Source organism: Paenibacillus canaveralius (assembly GCF_047238265.1).
In the GTDB taxonomy this organism is placed as follows: Bacteria; Bacillota; Bacilli; order Paenibacillales; family NBRC-103111; genus Paenibacillus_F.
The window spans coordinates 4495533-4519169 of the sequence record NZ_JBDFMM010000001.1 but is presented as its reverse complement, the minus strand read 5'-3'; the positions used below and the strand labels follow the sequence as shown (position 1 = coordinate 4519169).

Below are 23637 nucleotides of genomic sequence, written 5' to 3'. Positions count from 1 at the left end.
GAGGGGGAAACGGGCATCCTTCCTCGGAAGAAAGTCCGCTTCACATAGCTAAGATTCCGTTACTTACCGGCATTGGGCCGGATTATTTCATGAGGCTGTTCCATAAATGAGGCAGGTCGCGGCAAATCAGATCCGGTTCGTTCCCGGACTTCGAAATCTGTTCTTGAACGTTCGTCTCTGTGGCAAGACCTGTAAGCACGAGGGCAGTCCGGCAGCCGGCCGCTATCCCCCCGCCGATGTCCGTCGCGGTATTGTCGCCGATCACCCACGTGTCTTTTGCCTGCAGCCCCAGACGGGCCAAAGCATAGTTCATAATAACCGGCGAGGGCTTGCCGATGACGACCGGGTTGGCACCGGAAGCGGTCCGGATGAGGGCACCGATGGAGCCGGCTCCGGGAATCAGGCCCCCGTCGGACGGAAGCAGGTGGTCGGGATTCGTCAGGATATACCGGGCGCCGCCGAGCAGATGCCTGACCGCCGATGCCAGCTTGTCGTAGGTGAGCTGCCGGTCGATACCCTGAACGACATAGTCCGGTTCCTTCTCGGTGAGCTCGAATCCCGCTTCCTGCAGAGCGTTCCGCAGTCCTTCTTCGCCGATGCAGAAAACGCGCTTTCCGCTTCCGTGTTCCAGCAAATACTGGACGGATGCCATGGCCGTCGTGTACACGCGGTCGGGGCCGATTTCTATGCCCATTGCGTTCAAATGACCGGCTACCTGTTCCGGCGAGCGGGACGAATTGTTGGTTACAAGAAGATAAGGAAGCCCGTTCTCGTTGAGCAGCTCCACAAACTCCTTGGCGCCGGGTATGGCTTCGTTCCCTTTGTATAATGTGCCGTCCAAATCAATCAAAAATCCGTGCATGTTTTGGTCACCTCACCTTTAATCGTACCAAACGGAATGCTTCCTCACAAGCGCGGTCATTTCTGACGTGCAAAACGGTTCGGCGGCGTCTAATCCGGTAAATGACCGATTCGCTTCGGACCCACATGGTGAAACCACGGGAATGGGCAAGTAGGACCGCCGCTTGATTCCTTTCCCGATTGCCTCCGCTTTATAGGTCCAATGATAAGAAAGTCTCAAAGCTGACATGGATAAAATAGGACAAAAGAAGTATACGGACAAAGAATTTTACTATATAATGTAGAAAAATGTGTAAGTTGGTTCGTGAAAAATCCGACATGAGTGCCTAAACCGGAGGGACGGTTTTATCACCTCGTGAAATCAATTTGTTGTTCCTATATGTTGGTAAAGGGGTTAAAGAGCACATGAAAGCGGAATACATCAATCCTTTTCTGGAATCCGCGCGGCTTGTTATCGAACAAGTGGCGAACGTGCGTCCGACTACCGGTAAATTGTCTGTCAAAGATATTTACTTTATCGAACGTTATGTATGGATACAAATCGGTATGACCGGTCAAATGCAGGGAAACATACGCTTCGGCTTTGAAGAGTCAACGGCACTGCGGATGGTTTCCGCTATGATGGGCGGATTTATTTTGACCGAACTGGACGAAATGGGACACAGCGCGATTTCCGAGCTCGGAAACATGATCAGCGGCAATGCCAGCACGATCTTGTACAATCAGGGCATCAAGGTTGACATTACGCCCCCCAAGGTCGTCACGGGAGACATCCATGAGGTGGATGCATTGAAGGCGCTGACGGTTCCTCTGCTCATGGACGGAATCGGAGAATTGGATATTCAGGTTCTGCTCGCTTAGATTAACCGGACCAAGCCGGAGAACCGCGATTAGACTGCTTCTATAGAAGCAGTCTTTTTTTGATTCCTTTTTTCGCGGGATGGAGAAGAGGGAGCGGCCCATTTGTAAGCCAAATTCTACGAAATTTTATAATCATCAATTACATATTTGACAATATAAGTAAATAAGTACTATGGTGAAGGCAAAGCATCGTTCAGCTTTTTATGGAAGGGGGTCCGCTAAGTCAAGCATGCTGAATTTCGGCTACTATTATGCGCTTTTTATCAAAACGGGATTGCTCCTTACCCTTGGCGTAGCTGTGCTCTCCTCCCTTTACGTAACGAAGGCCGAGCCGCCCCCCGACACCACAGCCTTGTCTTACCCGCTGCGATTCCAAAACCTTACCATTAATCAGGGGTTGTCCCAGAACAGCATTATCGACATCGTCCAGGATCCTTCGGGTTTTCTATGGTTCGGCACGCAGGACGGTCTTAACCGGTATGACGGGTATTCGTTTGTTATTTACAAAAACGACATGAACGATCCCGACTCGTTATCGGACAATTGGGTCACGGACCTTTTTGTCGACTCTAAGGGGAATCTCTGGGTCGGGACCTACAACGGCGGAGTAAACCGCTATGATGCCGCTTCCGGGAAATTCAACCGTTACAGGAGCGATTCGGGACAGCCGAACCGTCTCAGTTCGGACTCCATAAAGTCGATTAAAGAAGATGCGCGGGGGAGAATCTGGATCGTGACCAAAGACGGCGGACTCAACCTGCTGGATCCGGAATCGAATGAGTTCAAGGTCTACGATCTGACGGCCGCAGACTCCGGCGGACCGATGCCGGCCCGCATAAGCAGTATGACGACGTCACCCGACGGCAGCATCTGGATCGGGACCGAAAATGCGGGGGTCATGCAGTTCGATCCGGAGAAGGAGCGGTTCGTCTCCTATCGTCATATTCCTGGCGTAGGACAGTCGCTCGTTAACGATAGTGTTAAATTTGTTCACCGCGCCTCGGACGGGTACATCTGGATCGGAACCGACGAAGGACTGGACCGGTACGATCCGAACGGCAAGATCTATACACATTACGGAAGCACCGGCGCAAGCGGGGCGCTTCCAGGAAATGAAATCACCAGCATCTACGAAGATTCGAGCCGCCAATTGTGGATCGGCACGACGGAAGGACTGAGCCTGTATGTCCGCAGCAAGGATGCTTTTTATTCTTACCGGCACAATCCGAAGGAACCGGAAAGTTTAAGCGGCAACTGGGTGTTTTCCATTTTTGAAGACGCATCGGGATCCCTGTGGATCGGAACGAGAGACCAGGGCATTAACAAAGCGAAGCCCGGCATGTTTTCACAGGGAAGAATCGATAATCTGGACGGAAGCGGCGTATGGAGCCTGTATGTGGATGCGCTGGACCGTGTATGGGTAGGAACAGATAAGGGCATCGAGATTCATCCTGTCTGGGGAACGGGAGCCGCGGAGAATGAGGGCGATGCTTCAGCAGGTAAGGCACAGGGGAACTCGAAGGAGGTGGCCGGATTAGATGGTGCCGGCACCGTCCGCAGTATTATAAAGGATGCGCAGGGGAATATTTGGGCCGGAGGCGACGGAGGTTTATTCTTGTTTGACCGGCATTCGGAGCGGTTTAACCGGTTTCAACTGGAGCTGCTGGGCGGATTGAAGGACGAACGCATCCGTTTCTTGTATGAGGATAAGCAGTCCCAATTGTGGATCGGGACCTATTCGCACGGACTGGGCAAATTGGACGCTTCCCGCACCCGTCTCCAGTCCGTTCCCGTCCCATCGGACGGTGAGCAAGCTGCAAGTGTCTGGATCACATCGCTGCTGGAGGATTCTTCCGGCAATCTGTGGATCGGAACGAACGAGGGATTATTCCGGATGAAAGACAGTATGAGCGTTAAAATGAACATCCCGCCGTTAGCGGCGACTACGGACAAACCGCGGATCCGTTCCATTCTAGAAGCGTCCGACGGCACGATCTGGATAGCGACGTTCGGCTCGGGATTTCTGCGCTACAAGACTTCGACCGACCATTACGTTCATTATACGGAAAAAAACGGGCTCGCCAACAATACCGTATACGGTATCCTGGAAGACCGGGAGGGGAATTTGTGGCTGAGCACAAACCGGGGCTTGTCCAAATTCGATCCGGACCGCGAAACCTTCTCCAATTATGACAGCAGTCACGGATTACAGAGCAATGAATTTAATGCGAACGCTTTCTTTAAGTTTATAAAGGCGGATGACGAGATGATGGTTTTCGGCGGGGTCAACGGCTTCAATTTGTTCCGGCCCCGTCTTATCGAGAGTAATACGTATCAGCCGCCGGTACGCATTACCCGATTCGACGTTCCCGGAAGACAGATTTTCCAGCCCGGAACGGCTGTCGAAGCGGGGGGCCCCGTCACCCTGCCTTATCAGACCAGGACCGTCTCGTTCGAGTTCTCCTCGCTCGATTATACGAATCCGGAAAATAACCAGTACGCCTACCGGCTCGAAGGTTTCGACCCGGATTGGGTTCCGGCGGGCCGCCGCCGCTTTGCCAGCTACACCAATCTGGAGCCCGGCACGTATACCCTCCATGTGAAAGGAACGAACAGCGACGGCTTGTGGAGCGGAAAAACGGCATCTTTTACCCTTACGGTGGAAACGCCGCCCTGGAAAACCTGGTGGGCCTACTCGCTCTACGCCGTTACCGCCGCATTGGGCTACTCCGCCTGGACAAGGAAGCGAACGAAACGGCAGGAAGCCAAAATGGCTATGCAGAAGAAGGAGCTGGAAATCAGGGAACAGGAGCTGGAAAGAGAGCGGCTGCTGAACAGCGAGCTGACTAAGCTCGACCAGTTAAAGGACGAATTTCTGGAGAAAACGTCTCATGAGCTGCGGACCCCGCTCCAGGGGATTATCGGCATGTCCGAATCGCTTCTGGACTACGGGCAGAAGATGGAGAAAGACGACCTGACGACCGCAAACTTATCGCTGATCTTAAGAAGCGCCCAAAGACTATCCCATCTGGTGGAAGAGGTCATGGATCTTTCCAAAATCAAGCACGAGCAGATGACTCTCCAGCTTGAACCGACCTCCATGAAATGGATTGCCGATACCGTCGTTTCATTCGCTGTCCCTCTGCTGAAACAGAAGCCGGTGAAGCTTCTGAATAGGCTGCCGGAAGACCTCCCGCTTGTCATGGGAGACGGAGATCGTCTTCAGCAGGTGATGTACAATCTGATCGGCAACGCGATCAAATTCACGGAAGAGGGACGCATTGAGGTATCGGCGGCCGTCCGAGGGGCCTACCTGGACATCTCCGTAACCGATACGGGCCCGGGTATTCCGGAGGGAAGTCTGCCTGCCATCTTCGACGCGTTCGAGCAGGACCGCCATTCCGGTCTCATCCCTTCGGACGGGCTCGGTTTGGGACTTGCCATATCGAAAGAGCTGATTGCTCTGCATGGCGGGGACCTCAGGGTTTCTTCGGTGCTTGGAGAAGGCTCCGTCTTTACGTTCTCCATTCCGCTTTATGCGGGTTCCGTTCCCGTCCAAGCGGAGACCGCCTGCGGTCAGGAGAATCCGCCGGAAATCAATCCTCTTGACTTCAAAGGAGAAAGTCTTGAAATCCTGCTGCCGGCGGAGACGGGAGACCGGGCTTCCCTGCTGCTTGTCGACGACGAGCCGGTTATTCTGCAAGTACTGATTAATCATTTGTCTCCTCTGTATAATCTGACGCTGGCGACCGACGGCGAGCAGGCTTTATCCCGCATCGAATCGTCGAGGTTCGATCTTGTTTTGCTCGATGTGGTGCTTCCTTCTAAATCCGGCTATGACGTTTGTAAAAAAATCCGTGAACAATTTACCCTTCACGAGCTGCCCGTCATTCTGATCTCGGCCAAAGGCATGGCGGCGGATATGGCGGCCGGGTACGAGGCGGGAGCCAACGATTACGTGACGAAGCCGTTCACCAGACAAGAGCTGTTATCCCGGATCGACGCTCACTTGCAGCTTAAGAAGATGCAGAAGCCTCTGCTCACCAAGCAGGAAACCCGTATTCTCCGTTATATTCATCAGGGTCTGACAAATTCGCAGATTGAGAAAGAACTGAACATCACGGAAAGAACGATTACAAACCACGTGAATTCCATTCTAAAGAAAACGGGCGCCGCAAGCCGGTTCGAGGCTGCGAGAAAAGCGGCGCAGAAAGGTCTGCTCGATGTGTAAGTGCCCGCCGGGCGCAAAACTACCCCCATAGCGGGTAGTTTTTTTATGTCCGCCACCTACCAATTCCAAATTAGTAGGCCTTCCAAACGCAAAAAGGTAGTTATGCGGCCCCCGAAACGGATGCTACGCTTGGCATGTACCACAAAAAACCATTTTGAAGGAGTGTTAATCATGAATTTCAAAAAAGTCGCAACAAGTTCCGTACTCGCCCTGTCGCTGTTGGTTTCCGCCGCACCCGCTTTTGCAAGCACGGTCGCCCCGAACGCCGTTGCATCCAGCGTAACGCCTAAAGCCATCATTAAACGTGATGTTGTAAAAACGGAAAACGTTTTTGCCAACTCCTTCACGGAAAACGGAATTACCTGGTACCTGAAAAGCATTTCGTACTCGGGCGGCTATTATATCGGTCATTACGAAGCTAACGTTTAATACCTGCCTGTTCTAACGAAAGTAATCCCGAAAGAGTAACCCCAAAATTCCCTTTGAATAAACAGTGTAACTTTCGCTGTTGACTTCAAAGGGAATTTTTTTATGCGCCAGGTTAAGATCTCGGCGGTGGGTGTGAACGGTTCCAGCCCTCTCCGACCCGCCGCACGGGACTCAAGCGCCGCTCTCAGTAAACACAGCGGAATAAAGTCCATCCCGCCCGCCCCAGCCTGGTGAAGAAATGCCGCGTAAGGTATACTAAGCCTACAAGCGTCACCGGAAGGGGAAGAAGCACATCCATGAATATTGAAGGCAAAATAGTCGTCATCACCGGAGCTTCCAGCGGAATCGGCGCGCAGACCGCGCGGGCGTTGGCGCAGCGCGGAGCCGTGCCCGTCCTTATGGCACGGTCACGGGACAAGCTGGAAGAGCTGGCGGCGGAGATCGGCGGGCAGTGCGGCGTGTACCGGCTCGATGTACAGGACACCGTCGAAGTGAACCGGGTATTCGCCGAAGTTACGGCGAAATACGGCCGGATCGACGTTCTCATCAACAACGCGGGATTCGGCATATTCGAACGGTTTGTGGACACGCCGCTGGAGCAGTTCGAAGAGATGATGGACGTGAATTACCTGGGCATCGTCCGCTGCACGAAAGCGGTTCTCCCGGCTATGATCGCATCGGGCTCGGGCCACATCGTCAACATCGCTTCCATGGCCGGCAAAATCGGATCGGCGAAATCGTCCGGATATTCCGCCACCAAGCACGCCGTGCTCGGCCTGACTAACTCGCTGCGCCAGGAGCTGGCCGGCACGGGCGTCCGGCTGAGCGCCGTCAACCCGGGCCCGATCGATACCCCGTTCTTCGAACGGGCGGACCCGACAGGGAACTACGTCAAGAACATCAGCTGGTTTATGCTGAAGCCCGAGAAGGTGGCCGGGGCGATTATTCGCGCGGTCGAGAAAGACAAAGCGGAGATCGACCTACCTTTTATAGCGGGAGTAGGCACGAAACTGTATTCGCTGTTTCCCCGCCTGCTGGATAAAACCGCGCAGCGTATGCTGAACAAGAAATAAGCCAAGAAAAAAAGCGGCTCTCCCGAGAAGGAGAATCGCTTTTTTAATCCGTTGTTTGGTGAGGCAAAACTTGCGGGAAAAACGGGAACCGGCCGCTCCGGTCAGAAACCTTGATTTTGACCGGTCGTTCTGCTTACTTCCTGAACGATTTCTTCGTCCGTCAAACCGTGAGCGTTGATGACGGAAGCGGAGGTGACGGCGTCCGCAAAGCCCATCACGTTCTGGTCCAAACCGGAAATAACCACGCAGGACGCTCCGTCCGCCTGATTTAACGAGGTAACTTCGTAGCCGCTGCTCTGCAGGGCCTGCTTGACACTGGACAAGGTGTCTTCTACTGCGATTTTAGACATATGCCTTCGCTCCTTTATAAGGGATCTCCGGCTTATTGTGGCTGTGCGGACGGAATCTTATTCAGGCTTGCCCCGGCTCGCTTTCTGCCGTTCGTTGAGATCGCGTATTTCCTCGAAAATCGCCCGCATTTGCGCTTTGGCTTCGGGATGCGAGCCGTTCCAGTGATTCGTCAGGGCGGGCATCGCTTTATGTAAGTGTTGATAGATGGCCCAGATTTTTATTTTCTCGGTCATTTCGGAGGAATCGTCTCCGGTCAACAGCTCGGCCGCTTTGGATACGAGGGCGTTAAACTCGTTTTCGAATTCTTGACTCATAAGATCATTCCTTCCGTATGAAAATAAGATACTTCCAGTCTATCGGAAGCCAGGGGGACTGTAAAGTTTCCTCCGCGGGGCAACCGCATCCGCATCTGTTCATTCTTGCAATCACGACGTTTACATACAAGGAGGCTGTACAAACATGTCGGAATCCATTCAATCGGGTAAAAAAATCAGCACCCTCTCGCCAGTCACCCTCTCGCCTGCCGTGCGCGCGGCAGGCGGAAGCGAAGCGGGAACCCTTAAAGACGGCCAGCTCCTGGAGAAGGAGCTGTTGTCCCGGCACGCGAGAAACGTGTCGCTGTACGTTGTGACGTATGCGGCCCAGGGACTTCGCGTGAAAGGATACCTGGCCGTACCCGAGCACGCGGAGCCGCTGCCGGCCGTCGTCTACTGCCGGGGAGGCATCCGGCGTGTCGGGATGGTACGTATCCGCCGGATCGTTTCGATGGCGCGGCGGGGCTACGTAGTCTTCGCGCCTTTCTACCGCGGCAACGAAGGGGGAGAAGGACGCGAGGACTTTGCCGGTGAGGACCGGTACGATGTGTATCACGGGCTGCTGATGCTGCGGGATCTGCCCGAGGTCGCTTCCGTACCGGTCTCTCTGATCGGCTTCTCCCGCGGCGCCCTGATGGCGCTGCTGGCCGCCAGAGACTGCGAGGAAGTCGGCCCTGTCGTCGTATGGGGCGGCGTCAGCGACCTTCACGACACATATGAGGAGCGGGTCGACCTGCGGCGCATGCTCAAACGGGTAGTCGGCCATCCCCTCAAGCAGGCCGATGAATATATCCGCAGGTCGCCGGCCAGATGGGCCGACCTTATCGAGTCTCCCGTGCTGATCGTGCACGGAACGGCCGATCCTCAGGTAAAAGTTTCGCATGCTTACAAGCTGGCCGCCGCCCTTGAACATGCGGGCAAAGATCACACCATGCTTATTTACGAAGGGCTTGAACACCGTTTTCCGAAGGAAATGGACGAAGTGGCGCTGGACGAGGTATTCCGCTGGATGGAGCAAAAAAGAACTGAAATAGAAGGGAAGAAGAGTAAAAAAGAAGAAAATTAGTTTAAATTTTCTAGTTCAAAATAGAAAAAAACCTCCATTTTGAGAGCTGAAAATGGCGTTATCCCGCTTGTATATATACGAAATGAGACTTAGAAGCAGGTTTGGATAGAAATGTAAGCTTTTTCTGTAAATATAATGATTTTTTTTGCTGTTTAATATTGTTAACTCCCTCGCTATAGCCTAATATGAGTTTTAGGAATGGTTTACATAAGGGGGATGTCTCATGTCAAAGTACATGATTCATTTGTTTACATCGAATTACTTCCACCTGGATAAAAGTCTCCAGGAAAAAATATATAAAGAATTCCATGTCATGGTCTATCCGACCATTTATTTTATCCTGCAAGATCACAATCTGGTCGAGGATATTATTCAGGAATCGTTTCTCCGCGCGATCGACAAGGCTCCTCAGTTGAAAGAAACGGAGAAATATGAGAGCTGGCTGAAGAAGCTGACGCGCAACGTGACGCTTAACTACTTGCAGAAGCATAAACGCAATCGCAACGAACTGGATTCGGAGATTACGCTGACGCTAAGGGAAACCGCCCCGGCCTACGAGGCCGGCAGCACACCGCTGGAGAAGGAGGTTGAACTGAAGATCATGCAGGAAGCGATAAGCCATTATGTGAACCAGCTCAGCCCCGCTTACCGGCAGATTCTGGCCATGAAAGTCGTTCAGAACATGTCCTACAAGGAAATGGCCGAGGAGATGAACGTGACGGAAGGCGTCATCCGGCAGCGTCTGTACCGTGCGCGCGAAGCGATCCGGCAAATGCTTTTGGAAGAATGGGATTTTCTTAAATAAGCGCTTCACACAGGCCAATACTACCCGTTAAGGGGTGGGAAAAGCGGTCAAGCCCCGCAGCCCATCCTTTTTTGGCGTGATTCCGGTTTGTTACCGGGAGCTTCCTCGCGTATAATGTAGACAAACAACAACGGTATACAGAAAAGAGGTTCTTCATGTACGACAATTTTGAACAGCTGCAAATCGCCCCCGTCTGGGCGGAAAAGTTGAAGGAACGGGGGATAGCCAAACCGACGGCCGTTCAGGCCGAGGCGATCCCGCTCATTCTTACGGGACGGGACGCTATTGTGCAGTCGCAAACGGGAACGGGCAAAACGCTCGCCTTCCTGCTTCCGGCCCTGCAGCGGATCGATGTGAACGCGAAGCATGTCCAGGCGGCCATCATCGTTCCGACACGGGAACTCGGCATGCAGATTTTGCGCGTGGCGGAAGATCTGATCGGCGACGGTCCCATCAAGTGCCAGGCTCTGATCGGAGGAGCGGCTCTTGCCCGGCAGGTGGAGAAGCTTAAGAAGGGCTCTCCGCATCTGATTATCGGAACTCCGGGCCGCATCAACGAGCTGATCAAGGCTCGTAAACTGAATGTGCATCATGTATCCACGCTTGTCGTGGATGAAGTCGACCACGTGCTGGAGCTGGGCTCCATGAAAGAAGTTTACGCGATCTTTAAAGCTCTGCAGCGCTCGTCGCAGTCGCTGTTCTTCTCGGCGACCATTCCGGCCGAGATCGGACAAGCGGCGGAAAGCCTGATGAACGATCCCGCCGAGATCCGCATCAATCCCGACCAGCGTACGGCTTCCACGCTGGAGCATCTCGCTTTTAACTGCGAAGCCCGCAATAAAATCGACACGCTCCGCCGGATCGTCCGCCTGTACGAACCGCCTAAAGCGATGGTGTTCGTCAATGCGACGGCAGACGTGTCCGAAGTCGTATCAAAGCTGCAGCACCTCGGCTTGTCCGTGGAGGCGCTCTACGGCGAGGCCGGCAAGCAGCAGCGGGCGAACGTCATGCAGTCGTTCCGCGAAGGCAAGTTCCAGCTGCTGCTGGCTACCGATGTCGCGGCCCGCGGGCTCGACATCGAGGAAGTGACGCACGTCATCAACCTGGACATGCCGCTTAACGCCGAGTACTACCTGCACCGTGCAGGACGTACCGGAAGAATGGGCCGCAGCGGAACCGTGATCTCGATCGTCGCTCCGAAGGAGCGGTTCATCATCGATAAGTTCCGCAAAGCTCTGCGCATCTCCATCGACGAGAAGGAGATGTACGAGGGCCGGGTGGTCGACGCCGGCCAAGGCCCGCGCAGCGGCTTCCGCGGCGCACCGCGCCGCGATGACGCGGGCGGCGGGGCAGACCGCGCTGCGGGCACGGCCCGCAGCGCAACCGGCGCCGAAGCGGGAGCACGCCGGGGCGGAGCCTCCGGCGCGGGCGGGGAGCGGCTTTCCGCGGACCGCCGCGGGGAAAGCGGCCGCAGCGGCTCGCCGGCGGGACGCGGCAGCGCGGGCGGAGCCGCCCGGAGCGGTGGGGCCGAGGGACACGGGGGAGCGGCGCGCGGAAGCTCCGCGCAGCAGCCGGCCTCGCGCAAGGCCGCCCGCAAGCAGGAGACCGCCCAGGACCGCAAAAACAAAGGCGCACCGAAATGGCTGAAAGCCAAAAGAGACGGCGACGGGAAATAACAGGAGCCGCGGCACGCGTATCAGACTCCAGGCCGGTTCGGTTGAACCGGCTTTTTCATTTGGGGTCCGAAGGGTAAATAGAGGGTACGCGTTATTACGGCAAGGAGGGAATCAACGTGAAAATCATTCGGCGCATCATCGTAGTTCTGCTCGTCCTGGCCGTTGCGGCGGGGCTGGCGGCTTGGGGTTTGTTGACGTATATCAAACCGCAGCAGCAGCTCCATCTGGCGTATACCGATATATCGCTGGAAAGCCAGCTGGTGGATATTATCCGGAGCAAGAAGCCCGAGGTCCGTTTATCCGATGAAGAACTCAATCAGCTCGGCAAAAAGGCGATCGCCAAACATGCACGGGTATCTCCCGATGTAACGATAACCGGAGCCGACTTTACGCGAAACGGCGACAATCTGACCGCGGATGTGAATCTGCTTTGGAAAAATACCGTTCCGGTCGGGGCGCAAATGACGTTTAAACTGGCCTGGACAGGCAAGGAACTGACCGTAACGCATACGGATACGCATATCCGGAGTTTCCAAGTGCCGCAGGGATTGGTTTCTATCGCGCCCGCAGCGATTTCGCTGGATTCGTATTTGCCTTCTCTCGTGCATATCAAGGAAGTCCGTTTTGATCCCGAATATATCGTGATCGGTCTCACTCTCAGGTAGAGTGGGACTTTTTTTTCATCATTTTACCGGCTGCTCTAGAAACGGACCCCCCTAAAAAGCCGAGACCGCCAGAATTGCTATAGTGTAAACCGTAATACTTCGCGAAGAGTTGCCGGTTCATCCAGCCCGGGCCGGGGCTGATTCCCACACGCACAAAGGAGAGTTTTCCGATGAAAAAACTTAACATGAAAAAAACCGTTCTATCCACGCTCGTACTCGCTATGGCAATGGGCGGAGGCACTGCCGCTTTCGCTAACGGAAACGGCAAGGATAAGGACCACGATAAGGATAAAGACTGGAAAGAAGGCAAAAACGGAGGCGTACACGGCTCTTTCGATTTCCGGATTACGTTCGACGATTTGAAGGGTTCGGATGTGGAGTGGGCGCTGAAAAATATTGCCAGCCTTTCTTCGAAGCGTGTTTTTGAAGGGTATGAAGACGGTTCGTTCAAACCGCGGAACACGGTTACCCGTATTGAAGCCATTACGGCTGCCGTCCGCCTGATGGGCCTGCGCGATAAAGCGGAATCTAACGAAGAGAAGCAGACGAAGCTGAACTTCAAGGATGCGAACAAAATTCCCGATTGGGCGGTAGGTTACGTGGCCGTAGCGCTTGAGAACGATCTGTTCGGCGAAAACGAGGACATGGTTCAGCCGTCCAAGCCTGCCGACCGTCTGTGGGCGACTATCCTTCTCGTGAAAGCGATGAAGCTGGATGCCGAGGCTAAAGCGAAAGTCAACACGCAGCTTTCGTTCAAGGATGCGAAACAGATTCCGGCGGGAGCCGTCGGTTATGTAGCCGTCGCTATCGAGAAAGGGCTGATCGACGGTTTCGAAGACAAAACGTTCCGTCCGAATATGCCGGTAACCCGTGCTCAGCTCGCCGCGCTGCTGGATCGTACGGATAGCCAGATGCCGGGACAAGACCAGACCACGGCTGTCGGCAAAGTAACGGGTACCGTAAGCGGGAATACGCTGGTGCTCGATCAGAACGGCACGCTGAAGACGTATGCGCTGCATCCCGAAGTGTTCGTTTACCGCAACGGCGCCAAAGTGAGCGCGTCCGAGCTTCAAAACGGGGATGTCGTCAGACTGCGCTCGTACAACAACACCGTTGTTTTTATCGAAGTAACGAAAAAAGCGGTTGAAGACCGGACGCTGCAGGTGAGCGGCTTGTTCGACTCCATGACACTGAATAAAGATGGCCGTATCGCTACGGTTACCGTCACGAATCAGGTGTACGGAAATGCGGACAAAGCAACGTATAAGGTAGCTTCCGACGTTGTGATTCAAGGCGACGTAAGCCGTCTGGTTAAGCCGACTCCGGTTGAGCTGAAAGGCAAAGACAAAGTCGTCGAGACGATTGTCATTAAATAAAAAAAACACGGCAAAAAGCCCGGTGTTTGGGGGAATCCCAAGCTCCGGGCTTTTTTTTATGAAGGTGCGGCCGCCGTGTGAAAATCGTTTGCATAGGCCGCAAGAGTAAGGCCCGGCACGAACAAACTGCTTCTGGCGCGCGGTGTCGGCCCGGCCGTTTTAGTCCGCACTAAGCGAGCGGCCCGGCCTTCTTATCCCTCGGCTTTCATGCCGAAAGCTTCGGCGATCAGGCGGTAAGAGCGGAGACGGGCGCCGAAATTGTGGATCGGCGACACGATCAGCAGCTCATCCGCGCTGTAAGCTTCCGCAACCGCATGAAGCTGACGCTTGACCTGCTCGGGGCTGCCGACGATGCGTTTTTCCCGGCGCTCTTTGATGCGGGCCAGGTCATACTCCGTGTAAGGATAATTCAGCGCCGTATCCACGGAAGGGAAGAAACCGAGCTCCAGGCCGCGTTCCAGGCGCAGGAAGTACAAATCGGTGCTCGAAGCGAGCTGATTCGCTTCTTCATCAGTGTCCGCGCAGACGGCCAGTACGGCTGCCAGCGTACGGGGCTTGTCGCCCAGCACGGAAGGCTGGAAGTGCTTCTTGTAGTGGCGCATGGCTTCCTCGCCGCCGGGGCTCCCGAAGAACTGGGCGAAGCCGAACGCGGCGCCCTGTCTGGCGGCTATGCGGGCGCTTTCGCCGCTGGAGCCGAGGAGCCATACCTCCGGCGCCGTCGGTATGGAGGGCGAGGCTTGCAGCCCGGCGAAGGGGTGCTCGGAAGGCAGCGACTCGTGAAGGTAGCCGGCGATATCGGCTACCTGATCCGGATACCGGTCGATGCTGACGTATTTGTCCGCCTGCAGGGCGCGGGTCGCCAGCGGCATGCCCCCCGGCGCCCGGCCGAGCCCGAGGTCGATCCGGCCCGGGTGCAGGGCTTCCAGCAGGCGGAAGTTCTCCGCAACCTTGTAGGCGCTGTAATGCGGCAGCATAATGCCGCCGGAGCCCACGCGGATGCGGGAGGTCGCCGCCGCGAGATGGGCCAGGAGCACCTCGGGGCTCGAATGGGCCAGTGATTTCGAAGCGTGATGCTCCGAAACCCAGTAGCGGCTGAAGCCGAGACGGTCCGCTTCCTGCGCCAGCCGGGTCGTTTCTTTAAGAGCGTCGGAGGCCGTCCGGCCTTCGGCTACTTGCGATTGATCCAGAATTCCCAATTTCAACATAAGCTCACCTCTTGTGGGTAACTGTAACAAAAACGGTTTAACTGTAATCTTAACTGTAACAAATTTGCATTCCAAGGTCAAAATTCCGTTTCGTTCCGTAGGGGCCTTCCGGGTCCCCCGTCCATGCCGCCGTCCATAGGAGGAGCACCCGCCACGCCCCAACGCTGAAAAGACCCGCAGCCGCCTGCGGGTCTTCCGTATTAATCCGGCCGGGGTTCCGGCGCTCCGGCGGATTTCCAGATCTTTTCCTTCAGCCGGGAGGGGGCAAGCGGTTTGCTGATCAGGAAGCCCTGAATGCAATCGCAGCCCTGTTCTTTCAAATAAGCGAGCTGCTCTTCCGTCTCGACGCCCTCCGCAACGACCGTCATATGGAGGCCGTGGGCCAGCTGGATGACCGTACGGACGATCCATTCGTCTCCCGTGCGTTCATTCATATGCCGGATGAAGGACTTGTCGATTTTAAGCCGGTCGAACGGATAGTAGTTCAAGTAACTGAGCGAGGAATAGCCGACGCCGAAATCGTCCATGGCGATGTGAACGCCGAGTTCTTTGAGCTGCCTGAGCGTACGCATCGTTTTGATTTTATTGCGGAGGAGAAGGCTCTCCGTAATTTCCAGCTCCAGCCACCGGGCTTCCAGTCCGGTTTCACCCAGTATGCGCCGGATAGTAGGAATCAGCTCGTCGTGTTCAAACTGGATGGAAGACAAATTAACGGCCATCCTGACGGGCGGAAAGCCTTCGTTCTGCCAGGCTTTATTTTGCTCGCAGGCTGTTCTCAGCACCCATTCGCCGATCGCAAGAATCTGCCGGCTTTCCTCCGCAAGCGGGATGAAATCTTCGGGAGACACGAGGCCAAGCTCGCGGTTGTTCCAGCGGACAAGAGCCTCCATGCCTTGAATTTGGCCTGTATCCAGCTCGAGCTGGGGCTGATAGACGAGATGGAATTCCCCGCGTTCCAGCGCTTTATGTAGATTTCTCTGCAAAATCAGTTTCTTCTCGATATTTTCTTCCAGGTCGGAGGTGAACATGGAGTACAAGTTGCCGCCGAGCTCCTTGGCCCTGTACATGGCGGTGTCCGCGTTTTTCACGATCGTTTCGGAATCGTATCCGTTGTCCGGGTACAGGCTGATGCCGATGCTCGGCGTAATATAAATGTCTTTACCTTGCAGGAAAAAGCCCGTTTTCAGAGCGGAAAGGACCGTTTCGGCCACCAGCACGCAGTCCTGCGCCCCCGTAATATCCCGCACGATAATCGTAAATTCATCGCCCCCCAGCCTGGATACCGTATGGTCCTGCCCGAGACAGCTTTGCAGCCGTCCGGCCACTTGAACGAGCAGGGCGTCCCCGCTGATGTGACCCATGGTGTCGTTAATATTTTTGAACTGGTCGAGATCGAGAAAAAGCAGCCCGACTTTGCCTTTCGTTTCCCGTGCCACGGCAATGTCCTGAGTCAAGCGTTCGTTAAAATGAGCCCGGTTGGGCAGACCGGTGACGGAGTCGTAATAAGCCATCTTTTTGTAGCGCTTGTTGCTCTCTTCAATGATACCGATCTGCTTCAAATACCCGGAAACAAAATAATGAATAATCTTGATCGCAATAATCGTGAAGACGATTTCCGAAATGAAAAGCTCGTAGCTGGGCTGTTTCAGCATTTTATAAAGCACGACCGAGGCGATCAGGATGCCGATTTGAAGGCTGCGCGCCTCATAAATGGCTTTGCCTGCGGAAACGGGTGTACCTGTGACCGAACGCATGATGCCCAGCCTCAGCAGGAGGTTCACGCCCTCGAACGCGAGAAATACGCAGACGATTTTGACATACAGAGGGGCCTGAACCGTCAGAACGCCCGTCCCCCAGGCGGCCAGCATACTGACGCCGTACATGCCGAGCGTGGAGAAGAAGCGGAACCATCTGATTTTATAAAAAGGCTTGGAATGCAGCGTAAAAAACGTAAGTGTATTCAGAACAAGAAAGAAAGTGCTTGCAAAAAATCCCATTTCAAAAAGAGAAACAATAAAACCGATCGTGACGCCGCTGAAGTAAGTGCCGTTGGGCATTTTAAGGGGCATCATTTCAAAGACGATGACCATGACGGCGATAGGCAGCAAAATTTTCAGATCATAAGTGTTTTGCGCGATAAAAGCCGATGCGGTGATCAAGGTGAGGATTCCGAAAGCCGACAGCACGAATGTAAACGGGTTATGGTCCTTCATTCTTCCTCCTCTTCACCGTATTTCCGAGCAGAAACAGGACGAGTCCGGCTCCGATCCCTATATCGCCGATGCTGATTACTCTTCGCACAAGCGGAATCCAATCGCCCATCCACCAGAAAGCGGACGCCTCCATAAGCTGATGGCGGGGTTCGTTTTCCGGCAGGCTCGCAAGTCCCGCCCATGCCAGCGCCGTATCGGATACGGGCATCAGTCCTCCATGTATGACAAGAGCCGTCCAGTTCCAGAGAGCGCCCAGGAAAATAAGGGGAATGCCGGGAACTTTCCGGTTCAGCCATAAAAACAGAAGCACAGCCAAAATGGCCGCTTCCGTCCAATAAGGGTACGTCCGGTTTGTCCGGACCGATAGGGTGAAAATCAAGATCTGGGCGGCAAAGCTTCCGAGCAGGAGATAGGGCAGTTTGAAGTTCACTTTCTCTACCAGGGAGAGCGGGTTCCGTCCTGAAAGAAGGGTAATGATGACAGCCAGAACGATGAAGTAGATCATATTAACCTCCAAATAAAAAAAAGAACCAGGCTCAGCCCAGTTCCTCTAAGTGGCTCACGGACCCCAAGGAAAAGCCAGTCCGGATGAGTAAACCAATGCCGCAACCGTAACAATAGCAAAAACCCAGCGTTTCATCGCGTTTACCTCCAATCCTTTAAAATAATAGGTATAAAATGCCATTATGTACTCCCATTATAGCTTCCGGACCCTGTTTGTACAAGGTATCAAATTTCGACAAAAAAAGACACAATTTGAGCTTATTTTTATAGCCGTTTACGGGGGTATCCGGTACCTTGACGAACGCGGGATGCGTGCTTTATGGTGGAAGGAACCTTTATCTGGAACAGGATGAGATGTATGACCATACTTGTGTGGCTTTTGCTCGCGGCAGCCTGCGCGTATCTGTTCTTAATCGTCCCCACCATGTGGCTCAAAGTTGAGCGCGTAAGGGTGCCTGCCGGGCTGGGTATTAAGATTTTGCAAATCAGCGATCTTCATGTTGAAAAGCTGAGAATCCGTCCGGGCAGGCTAGTCCGGCTGATCGATGAGGAGAAGCCGGATTATATCGCGCTTACCGGCGATTTTACCCGCAGAAGCAAATATTTGCCGAAAGTTGAAAAGGTGCTGAAGGCGGTCGCTTCCCGCGGAATTCCGGCGTTCGCCGTTCTCGGCAATCACGATCACCGCCTGGACCCGGCCGGGATGAGGAAGCTGACCGGGATCCTGGAAGAGGCGGGCGTTGTTCTGCTGAACAACTCGTCCGCGGATCTCGGCGATTTCCAGTTCATCGGCATCGATGATCTCGGAACCGGGCACAGCCGGATCGGGAAAGCTTTCCGGCGCGCCGCTTTACACAAGCCGGTCGTGGTGCTGACCCACAATCCGAATCTTGTCCTTCGCTTACAGCGTCGTTTCACTTACCTGATGGCCGGGCATTTTCACGGCATGCAGTTCCATGTGCCGTTTCTGTTCCGGTTTATCCGGAAGGGAGAGCTCCCGGCAAGGGGGATTACGAAAGGCCTGCATCAAACCGCTTACGGGACCTATTATATTTCCAAAGGAATCGGTCAGGCAGGCCCTAACGCCCGGTTTATGGTCCGCAGCGAAGTCACCGTCCATGAGCTGTGACGGGGGGATGAACGTACCGTCGCCGTCTGCCGGCTGTGAATTCGTCATGCGGCCGGTAATTACCGGACCCAAGGGACGGCGCAGGCATAGTGTGCTGCCGGGCACCGCGTGCCGGGAACTTTGCGCGGTGCGGAAAGCACCCGGTTGGACAGAGACAGGAGACGGAGCCGCCCGAACGAAGACAAGTAGGCCGAAGACAAGATAATGGAGGAAAGCCAGTGGAAGAGAAAAGCAGCTGCAAAATCCGGCGTCCGGGTGTCGTATTGGAACTGGACGGATCGTCGGCGGTCCTGGAGATCGAGGGGAAGAGGGTGCGGGTGCCCGCAGCTAAAATCGCGTCCGGGACGGCCGCGGGAACGCCTGTTCAGTGGGACGGAACTATGTGGATACCGTTAAGGTGAACCGGCTCCGGGCCCTCTTGATCGCTACCGCGTCTTGCGGCTCCGATGACTTTCACGACCTGGAGCACGCATAGGAATACGGCGTGGAACCGCTTCTGTGACTTCCTGGATATAAGATAAAAAAAAGCCCGGCTGCAGCAGCCGGGCTTTTTGAGTATCTCGAAGGGAGCTTTCGCTTAATTCGCGGATACCGTTTCAAGGTCGCGTACTCCCTGATAGATCAGGTCAAACAGCTCCTCGATATTTTCTTCGTCGATGCAGGAGAAGGCGACGCGCAGATCCGTTTCGCTCAGGGCGATCGTTCCGACGCCGTATACTTCCAAGAGGCGCTGGCGGAGCGCTTCCGCATCAACGGTTTTCAGCTTCAGGCACATGAAGTAGCCGGAGTTGAACGGATAGTAATCCCAGGAGTCTCCGTACTTGCCGCTGTCGAGCAGAGCTTTCACTTTGTTCGCGCGGCCTTTCATGATTTCGAACTTTTCCTGCTTTTGAGCGTTGAATTCCGGAGAATTCAGGGCGTGCAGGACAAACGTCTGCGAAGGATGCGAGCACGAAGAGATCGTGGCCCGGATAATCCCGAGCGTTTTCTGCTCCAGTGCGCTGAGCAGCGCTTCATTCTTGCCGGCGTAAGTGATAAAACCTACACGGAAGCCCCACACATATTCTTCTTTCGTAGCGCCGTCCACTTTAACGGCCAGTACGCGGTCGTGAAGATCGGCAAGCTGGCCGAAAAGAGATTCCTGCAGGGAGTTCTCGAAGAACAGGGCGAAATAGGCGTCGTCGGTTACCGCTACGACATTGATGCCCGCTTCCGCGGCTTCGCGGATCACCGAAACGATCTGGCGTCCTTCTTCAGGACCCGGTGTATATCCCGTCGGATTGTTCGGGAAATTCAGGACGACGAACGCTTTGCCCTTCTCTTTCTGGGCTAGGAGCCGTTCGCGGAGTCCTGCGGAGTTAAACGTGTTGTCTTCATTGTAAAGCGGGTACGTCACGATTTCCGCACCCCGGCGGATTCCGAAGGTGAGCTCGTAGTTCTCCCAGTTTTTATCCGGAATAATGACGCGGTCCCCCGCTTCCACGAACAGATCGGCCGCAACGCTCAGGCCGTGTGTAAGGGCATTGGTCACGATCGGATTGCCGAACGTTTTGTTGCTTAAGGACGGATTTTCCTCCAGCATTTTTTTGCGCCAGGCGGTGCGTAAACCGGGCTTGCCCGCGGGAGGCGCGTATTCGTAGAGATCTTTGGGGTCATAGGCGGACAGCGTGTCCTGAATGACCTTCAGGTGCATAGGCTGACCCTTCTCGATGGCAGTACCGATCGTGGCATTATATTTACCGGCTTTCGCTTTAGCCTCGGCCGATTGGCTCAAAATGCCGACTTTCGGGAAATACATTTGCTTGCCGAGCGACGACAACATCTCGTACACATAGGCGTTTTCTTTTTCGATGGTTTCATTCAACTGCTTAGCAAGGGGGTTCATTCCGCTCCATCCTTCCGGGGTTATGGAAATTCATTTTAGCCATTATTATAGCACTTCTTACCGGAATGCGTCACTGCGTTACCTAAAAAAAACGGCCCCCGGTATCCGGGAGCCGCTTAAGCCCGCAAGAACCGGCAGTAAAACTCCGGAAAACGTGCGGGGAAGAAAAGAAACGCCGAATGATAGGCAAGCATGCCGCCGGCAAATTCTGCGTATGTCGAATTCGTTTGGTGAAGGGATAATGAAGGCGGCAGGCTAGGCTTCCATTCCCGCATCGTACAGCAAAAGCACCTTGCGGATATGTGCGGCCAGCGCATCCCGGGGACATACCAGATTCGTCTCGTAATATTCCATTTCGACAAGTTCCGGGTGTTCGAGCACACGCTCGAACTGAATTTCCCGGAAACCGATTCCCTGATTCGTTTCGCTCTCCAGAGCGGAGGCGACGGCTTGAAGCGCAGGTGGATCCAGGGCATCCTCTTCCATATTCAAAATGATGTAGTGCCAGATATCATCGGCTTCCGTATCGATGGGGCGGTGAATCTGGGCCAAATGCCGCAGCAGCTCCATGCTGGCTTCCATTGGGTATCCTCCTTTCCGGACATTCCGCATCCGCAGCGCCTGCCTCCATACGGATACAAGAGCGGCACACGGCGTTTAACCGGAAAAATTCAGTCCTGATCCGCCGCAAGCGTGCGGAATGACACCGTCTGGCGGTGATTGTAAGGGAAATGGTCGCTAATTTCCGTCAAATTGCCTTCGGCATCGGGGAGGACTCTGCCCTGAACCCCGATGATTTTTCCGTCGGGCCCGACGACTTCTTCTTTAAACGTATACGCCTGAAGGCGGCCGCGATGGTCGTTCTGCGTTTGCAGCCGGTTATGAAGAATAGCCTTGTTCAGCGCGTCTTCCCCTAAGCGGTCGATTTCCGAATCGTTGTAGTGGCTGGGATAAAACGTTTTGCCGTACGTCAGGGAGGTGAACGTTTCTCCGGTTAGGGGGTCCGTTCCCTGCCGTCTGATGACGGCTCTGCGGATTCCGTTCTCCGGCAATTCCTCGATTCTTACCACGGTGCAGCGGTCCCGGCTGACGGCGTTCAGAAAGCCGTTCCAGTTGCGCAGCCCCTTCACCGTCCACCTGCCTCCGTAGCGTGTTCCGGCGGGAGAATAAGCCTGCTCACCCCGGTGGACGCTCTGCCGCGTGCGCGCCGTCGTGAAACGGTTCCGGCGTTCCGGCGTGGAACCGGCACGCGCCGCGCCAGCCGCGCCAGCCGCGCTAGCCGGATCGTCAGCGCCGTGATCGGCGTCCGCCGCGTTTTCCGCGGCAGACGGGGCTTCAGCGGACGGGGCCGCGGTGGCCTGCTCCTGCGCGCCGGGTGAAACCGTCTGCGCGCTTGGCGCGGACGGCTCCCTCCCGGCCGCAAGACCTGCCAGGCGGTCGAGGAGCAGCCGCAGGCCGGCCGCCGCCGCCGCACGCGGAGGAAACGCGCCGAGCAGCGGCAAAATCTCGCCGGGCTGCAGCCGCCCGGCATGTTTGCGGCGGGCATTGGAGCTGCCCGCCAGCGTATCGCTTACCGCGCCCCACAGCGGGAAGAAGGAAGTGAACAGGAAGGCGGTGCCCAGCAGAAGCACGCCTTTCCCGGCGGCACTCTGTCCGCTCCACCAGGCCGCGGTGGGAGCATACAGGCAGGAAACGCAGGCGCTGCCTGCGGGGCTTGTTCCTGCGGCGGCAAGTCCGCCGCTCCAGGCTCCGGCGCTGAGCAGCAGGAATCCCGCCGCAAGCAGAACGGGAACAGCCGCCTTGTTCAGCGTTTTCATTTCGTCCTGAAGAGTTCCGAGACTGCGTTTGGCGTCTTTTTTGCCGTACAGCAGGGTGAAGGCCAGACGGCGCCGGATCCGGTAGAAACGGAGCAGGCTTACGTACCGTTTGGCGCCTTCGCGCAGCGTATCCACAGAACGGTACAGCTCACGGAACGGTTCGATCAAATTTTCGGAACGGAGCAAAGTCAGCCCCTTCCGGATGCGGTTCAAGTCGGCATAATCATATGCGACCGCACCGATCAGCAGCACGATAAACAACGCTTTCGTATAAGCGCCGCCCCCGAGCGTCATATGAAACCCGTTCAGCCAGGTAGCCTGTGTCCCGTTATGCACCGCATGATCCGCAGCGACCCAGACAAGCAGAAAGACGGGCAGCGCGTAAGCGGCTTTGCCGATGACCCTGCGCAGGCGGATGGCGATTCCGAGGCCGAGTGCGCAGAGGGCGGTCGCAGCCGTGTGCCCGGTCCAAGGCGAAGCCAGACCCTGTTCAAGGGAAGGCAGGAAATGAAACAGGTTCCAGCTCATCGCGTTATCGGGCGAAACCGCTGCGGAGCCGGCCGGCTCCAGACTGGCATGCAGCCTCATCCAATATTCCTCCAGGAACTGGAGTCCGGCACCGGTAGCGCCGCCGATCAGGGCGAAGTCGGCCAGACTGAGCGAAGTCGCCTTGCGCGAACCCCACAAAAACAGGAGCAGGGGGGCCAGCTTCATCAGCTCCTCCGTCAGCGGAGAAACAAGGGAAGCGTTCCAGACGGCGTAAACCGCGGGATCGAACGGCAGGAAGACCAGCTGAATGAACAGCGTGTTAAGCGGAGCCACGATCCAGGTGCCGATGATAAAAAAGGCGGCGTAAGCGGACCAGCCGACGGTTTTGGAACGGCAGACGATCCACAGCTGCCACAGGACGTAAAAAGAGGCAAAAGCCTGCACAACCAACGTGCGGCTGTCTTTCATAAAAGGCAGGGACAGGCATAAGACGGCCAGGCCCAGCCATGATAAAAGCGAGTAGAAAGCGAACAAGCGCGGAGCCTGCGCGGCTCTTTTTTTCCAATGGGTACGAAACCGGTCGCGAGCGGTCCGGATGGTTATACGCAAACCAGGCAAAATCATATCATTTTCCTTTCTGTGCGCCGATTGCAGACCGTTAGCGTCTGTCCTGTTACGGTGCCGGAG

20 protein-coding genes are annotated in these 23637 nt (G+C 55.3%); 11 read left to right on the top strand and 9 right to left on the bottom strand.

The annotated features are described in order from the left end of the window. Window positions 1–82 precede the first annotated feature (82 nt). Window positions 83–862: a TIGR01457 family HAD-type hydrolase gene (locus ABC395_RS20370; protein ID WP_413005721.1), complete on the bottom strand. Its 780-nt coding sequence runs from the start codon at window positions 860–862 to the stop codon at window positions 83–85. A gap of 404 nt (window positions 863–1266) precedes the next feature. Here ABC395_RS20370 and ABC395_RS20365 point away from each other — a divergent pair, with 404 nt between their 5' ends. The 4 genes from ABC395_RS20365 to ABC395_RS20350 all read left to right on the top strand — a co-directional run bounded on the left by ABC395_RS20365 (window position 1267) and on the right by ABC395_RS20350 (window position 7455). Beyond that, window positions 1267–1722, top strand: a complete 456-nt coding sequence (locus ABC395_RS20365) for a chemotaxis protein CheX (RefSeq protein WP_413005720.1) — start codon at window positions 1267–1269, stop codon at window positions 1720–1722. 229 nt (window positions 1723–1951) lie between these two features. After that, the gene (locus tag ABC395_RS20360) at window positions 1952–5953 is read left to right on the top strand and encodes a hybrid sensor histidine kinase/response regulator (protein WP_413005719.1); all 4002 of its coding nucleotides are present in this window, start codon (window positions 1952–1954) and stop codon (window positions 5951–5953) included. A gap of 171 nt (window positions 5954–6124) precedes the next feature. After that, window positions 6125–6382, top strand: a complete 258-nt coding sequence (locus ABC395_RS20355; protein ID WP_413005718.1) for an LCI fold-containing protein — start codon at window positions 6125–6127, stop codon at window positions 6380–6382. 296 nt (window positions 6383–6678) lie between these two features. Then, window positions 6679–7455, top strand: a complete 777-nt coding sequence (locus tag ABC395_RS20350) for an SDR family NAD(P)-dependent oxidoreductase (RefSeq protein ID WP_413005717.1) — start codon at window positions 6679–6681, stop codon at window positions 7453–7455. Window positions 7456–7556: 101 nt separating this feature from the next. On the opposite strand, the gene ABC395_RS20345 is transcribed toward ABC395_RS20350, so the two are convergent. Together ABC395_RS20345 and ABC395_RS20340 are read right to left on the bottom strand one after the other, a co-directional pair. After that, window positions 7557–7805, bottom strand: a complete 249-nt coding sequence (locus ABC395_RS20345) for a YkuS family protein (protein WP_413005716.1) — start codon at window positions 7803–7805, stop codon at window positions 7557–7559. A 57-nt stretch (window positions 7806–7862) separates the two neighbouring features. Then, window positions 7863–8120 carry a DUF2573 family protein gene (locus tag ABC395_RS20340; protein ID WP_413005715.1) on the bottom strand — a complete coding sequence of 86 codons (258 nt, stop codon included), beginning with the start codon at window positions 8118–8120 and terminating at the stop codon, window positions 7863–7865. 145 nt (window positions 8121–8265) lie between these two features. On the opposite strand from ABC395_RS20340, the gene ABC395_RS20335 reads away from it, so the two are divergent. The 5 genes from ABC395_RS20335 to ABC395_RS20315 all read left to right on the top strand — a co-directional run bounded on the left by ABC395_RS20335 (window position 8266) and on the right by ABC395_RS20315 (window position 13708). Then, window positions 8266–9186 carry an alpha/beta hydrolase family protein gene (locus ABC395_RS20335; protein ID WP_413005714.1) on the top strand — a complete coding sequence of 307 codons (921 nt, stop codon included), beginning with the start codon at window positions 8266–8268 and terminating at the stop codon, window positions 9184–9186. Between the two features lie 223 nt (window positions 9187–9409). Beyond that, the gene (locus tag ABC395_RS20330) at window positions 9410–9991 is read left to right on the top strand and encodes an RNA polymerase sigma factor (protein ID WP_103995838.1); all 582 of its coding nucleotides are present in this window, start codon (window positions 9410–9412) and stop codon (window positions 9989–9991) included. A 155-nt stretch (window positions 9992–10146) separates the two neighbouring features. Then, window positions 10147–11667 (top strand): DEAD/DEAH box helicase, encoded by a 1521-nt coding sequence (locus tag ABC395_RS20325; RefSeq protein ID WP_413005713.1) that lies wholly within the window; start codon window positions 10147–10149, stop codon window positions 11665–11667. Between the two features lie 116 nt (window positions 11668–11783). After that, window positions 11784–12332: a hypothetical protein gene (locus ABC395_RS20320; RefSeq protein ID WP_413005712.1), complete on the top strand. Its 549-nt coding sequence runs from the start codon at window positions 11784–11786 to the stop codon at window positions 12330–12332. A 170-nt stretch (window positions 12333–12502) separates the two neighbouring features. Continuing rightward, window positions 12503–13708, top strand: coding sequence for an S-layer homology domain-containing protein (locus ABC395_RS20315; RefSeq protein WP_413005711.1), 1206 nt, complete (start codon window positions 12503–12505; stop codon window positions 13706–13708). A gap of 191 nt (window positions 13709–13899) precedes the next feature. On the opposite strand, the gene ABC395_RS20310 is transcribed toward ABC395_RS20315, so the two are convergent. The 3 genes from ABC395_RS20310 to ABC395_RS20300 all read right to left on the bottom strand — a co-directional run bounded on the left by ABC395_RS20310 (window position 13900) and on the right by ABC395_RS20300 (window position 17631). Continuing rightward, window positions 13900–14913 carry an LLM class flavin-dependent oxidoreductase gene (locus tag ABC395_RS20310; RefSeq protein WP_413005710.1) on the bottom strand — a complete coding sequence of 338 codons (1014 nt, stop codon included), beginning with the start codon at window positions 14911–14913 and terminating at the stop codon, window positions 13900–13902. 200 nt (window positions 14914–15113) lie between these two features. Continuing rightward, window positions 15114–17126 carry a putative bifunctional diguanylate cyclase/phosphodiesterase gene (locus ABC395_RS20305; protein ID WP_413005709.1) on the bottom strand — a complete coding sequence of 671 codons (2013 nt, stop codon included), beginning with the start codon at window positions 17124–17126 and terminating at the stop codon, window positions 15114–15116. Next, window positions 17113–17631 (bottom strand): DUF5317 domain-containing protein, encoded by a 519-nt coding sequence (locus ABC395_RS20300; protein WP_413005708.1) that lies wholly within the window; start codon window positions 17629–17631, stop codon window positions 17113–17115. Before ABC395_RS20300 ends, ABC395_RS20305 begins: the two co-directional genes overlap by 14 nt. A 357-nt stretch (window positions 17632–17988) precedes the next feature. Here ABC395_RS20300 and ABC395_RS20295 point away from each other — a divergent pair, with 357 nt between their 5' ends. After that, a complete protein-coding gene (locus tag ABC395_RS20295) occupies window positions 17989–18759 on the top strand; it encodes a metallophosphoesterase (RefSeq protein ID WP_413005707.1) in 771 nt (256 codons plus the stop codon). A gap of 218 nt (window positions 18760–18977) precedes the next feature. Then, window positions 18978–19160, top strand: coding sequence for a hypothetical protein (locus ABC395_RS20290; RefSeq protein ID WP_413005706.1), 183 nt, complete (start codon window positions 18978–18980; stop codon window positions 19158–19160). A gap of 176 nt (window positions 19161–19336) precedes the next feature. Here the strand turns inward: ABC395_RS20290 and ABC395_RS20285 are convergent, their stop codons facing one another. From ABC395_RS20285 to ABC395_RS20275, 3 genes are all read right to left on the bottom strand, one after another. Further along, window positions 19337–20644, bottom strand: a complete 1308-nt coding sequence (locus ABC395_RS20285) for an aminotransferase class I/II-fold pyridoxal phosphate-dependent enzyme (RefSeq protein WP_413005705.1) — start codon at window positions 20642–20644, stop codon at window positions 19337–19339. A gap of 255 nt (window positions 20645–20899) precedes the next feature. Further along, window positions 20900–21226: a hypothetical protein gene (locus ABC395_RS20280; protein ID WP_413005704.1), complete on the bottom strand. Its 327-nt coding sequence runs from the start codon at window positions 21224–21226 to the stop codon at window positions 20900–20902. 89 nt (window positions 21227–21315) lie between these two features. After that, window positions 21316–23574: a PrsW family glutamic-type intramembrane protease gene (locus ABC395_RS20275; RefSeq protein ID WP_413005703.1), complete on the bottom strand. Its 2259-nt coding sequence runs from the start codon at window positions 23572–23574 to the stop codon at window positions 21316–21318. Window positions 23575–23637 lie beyond the last annotated feature (63 nt).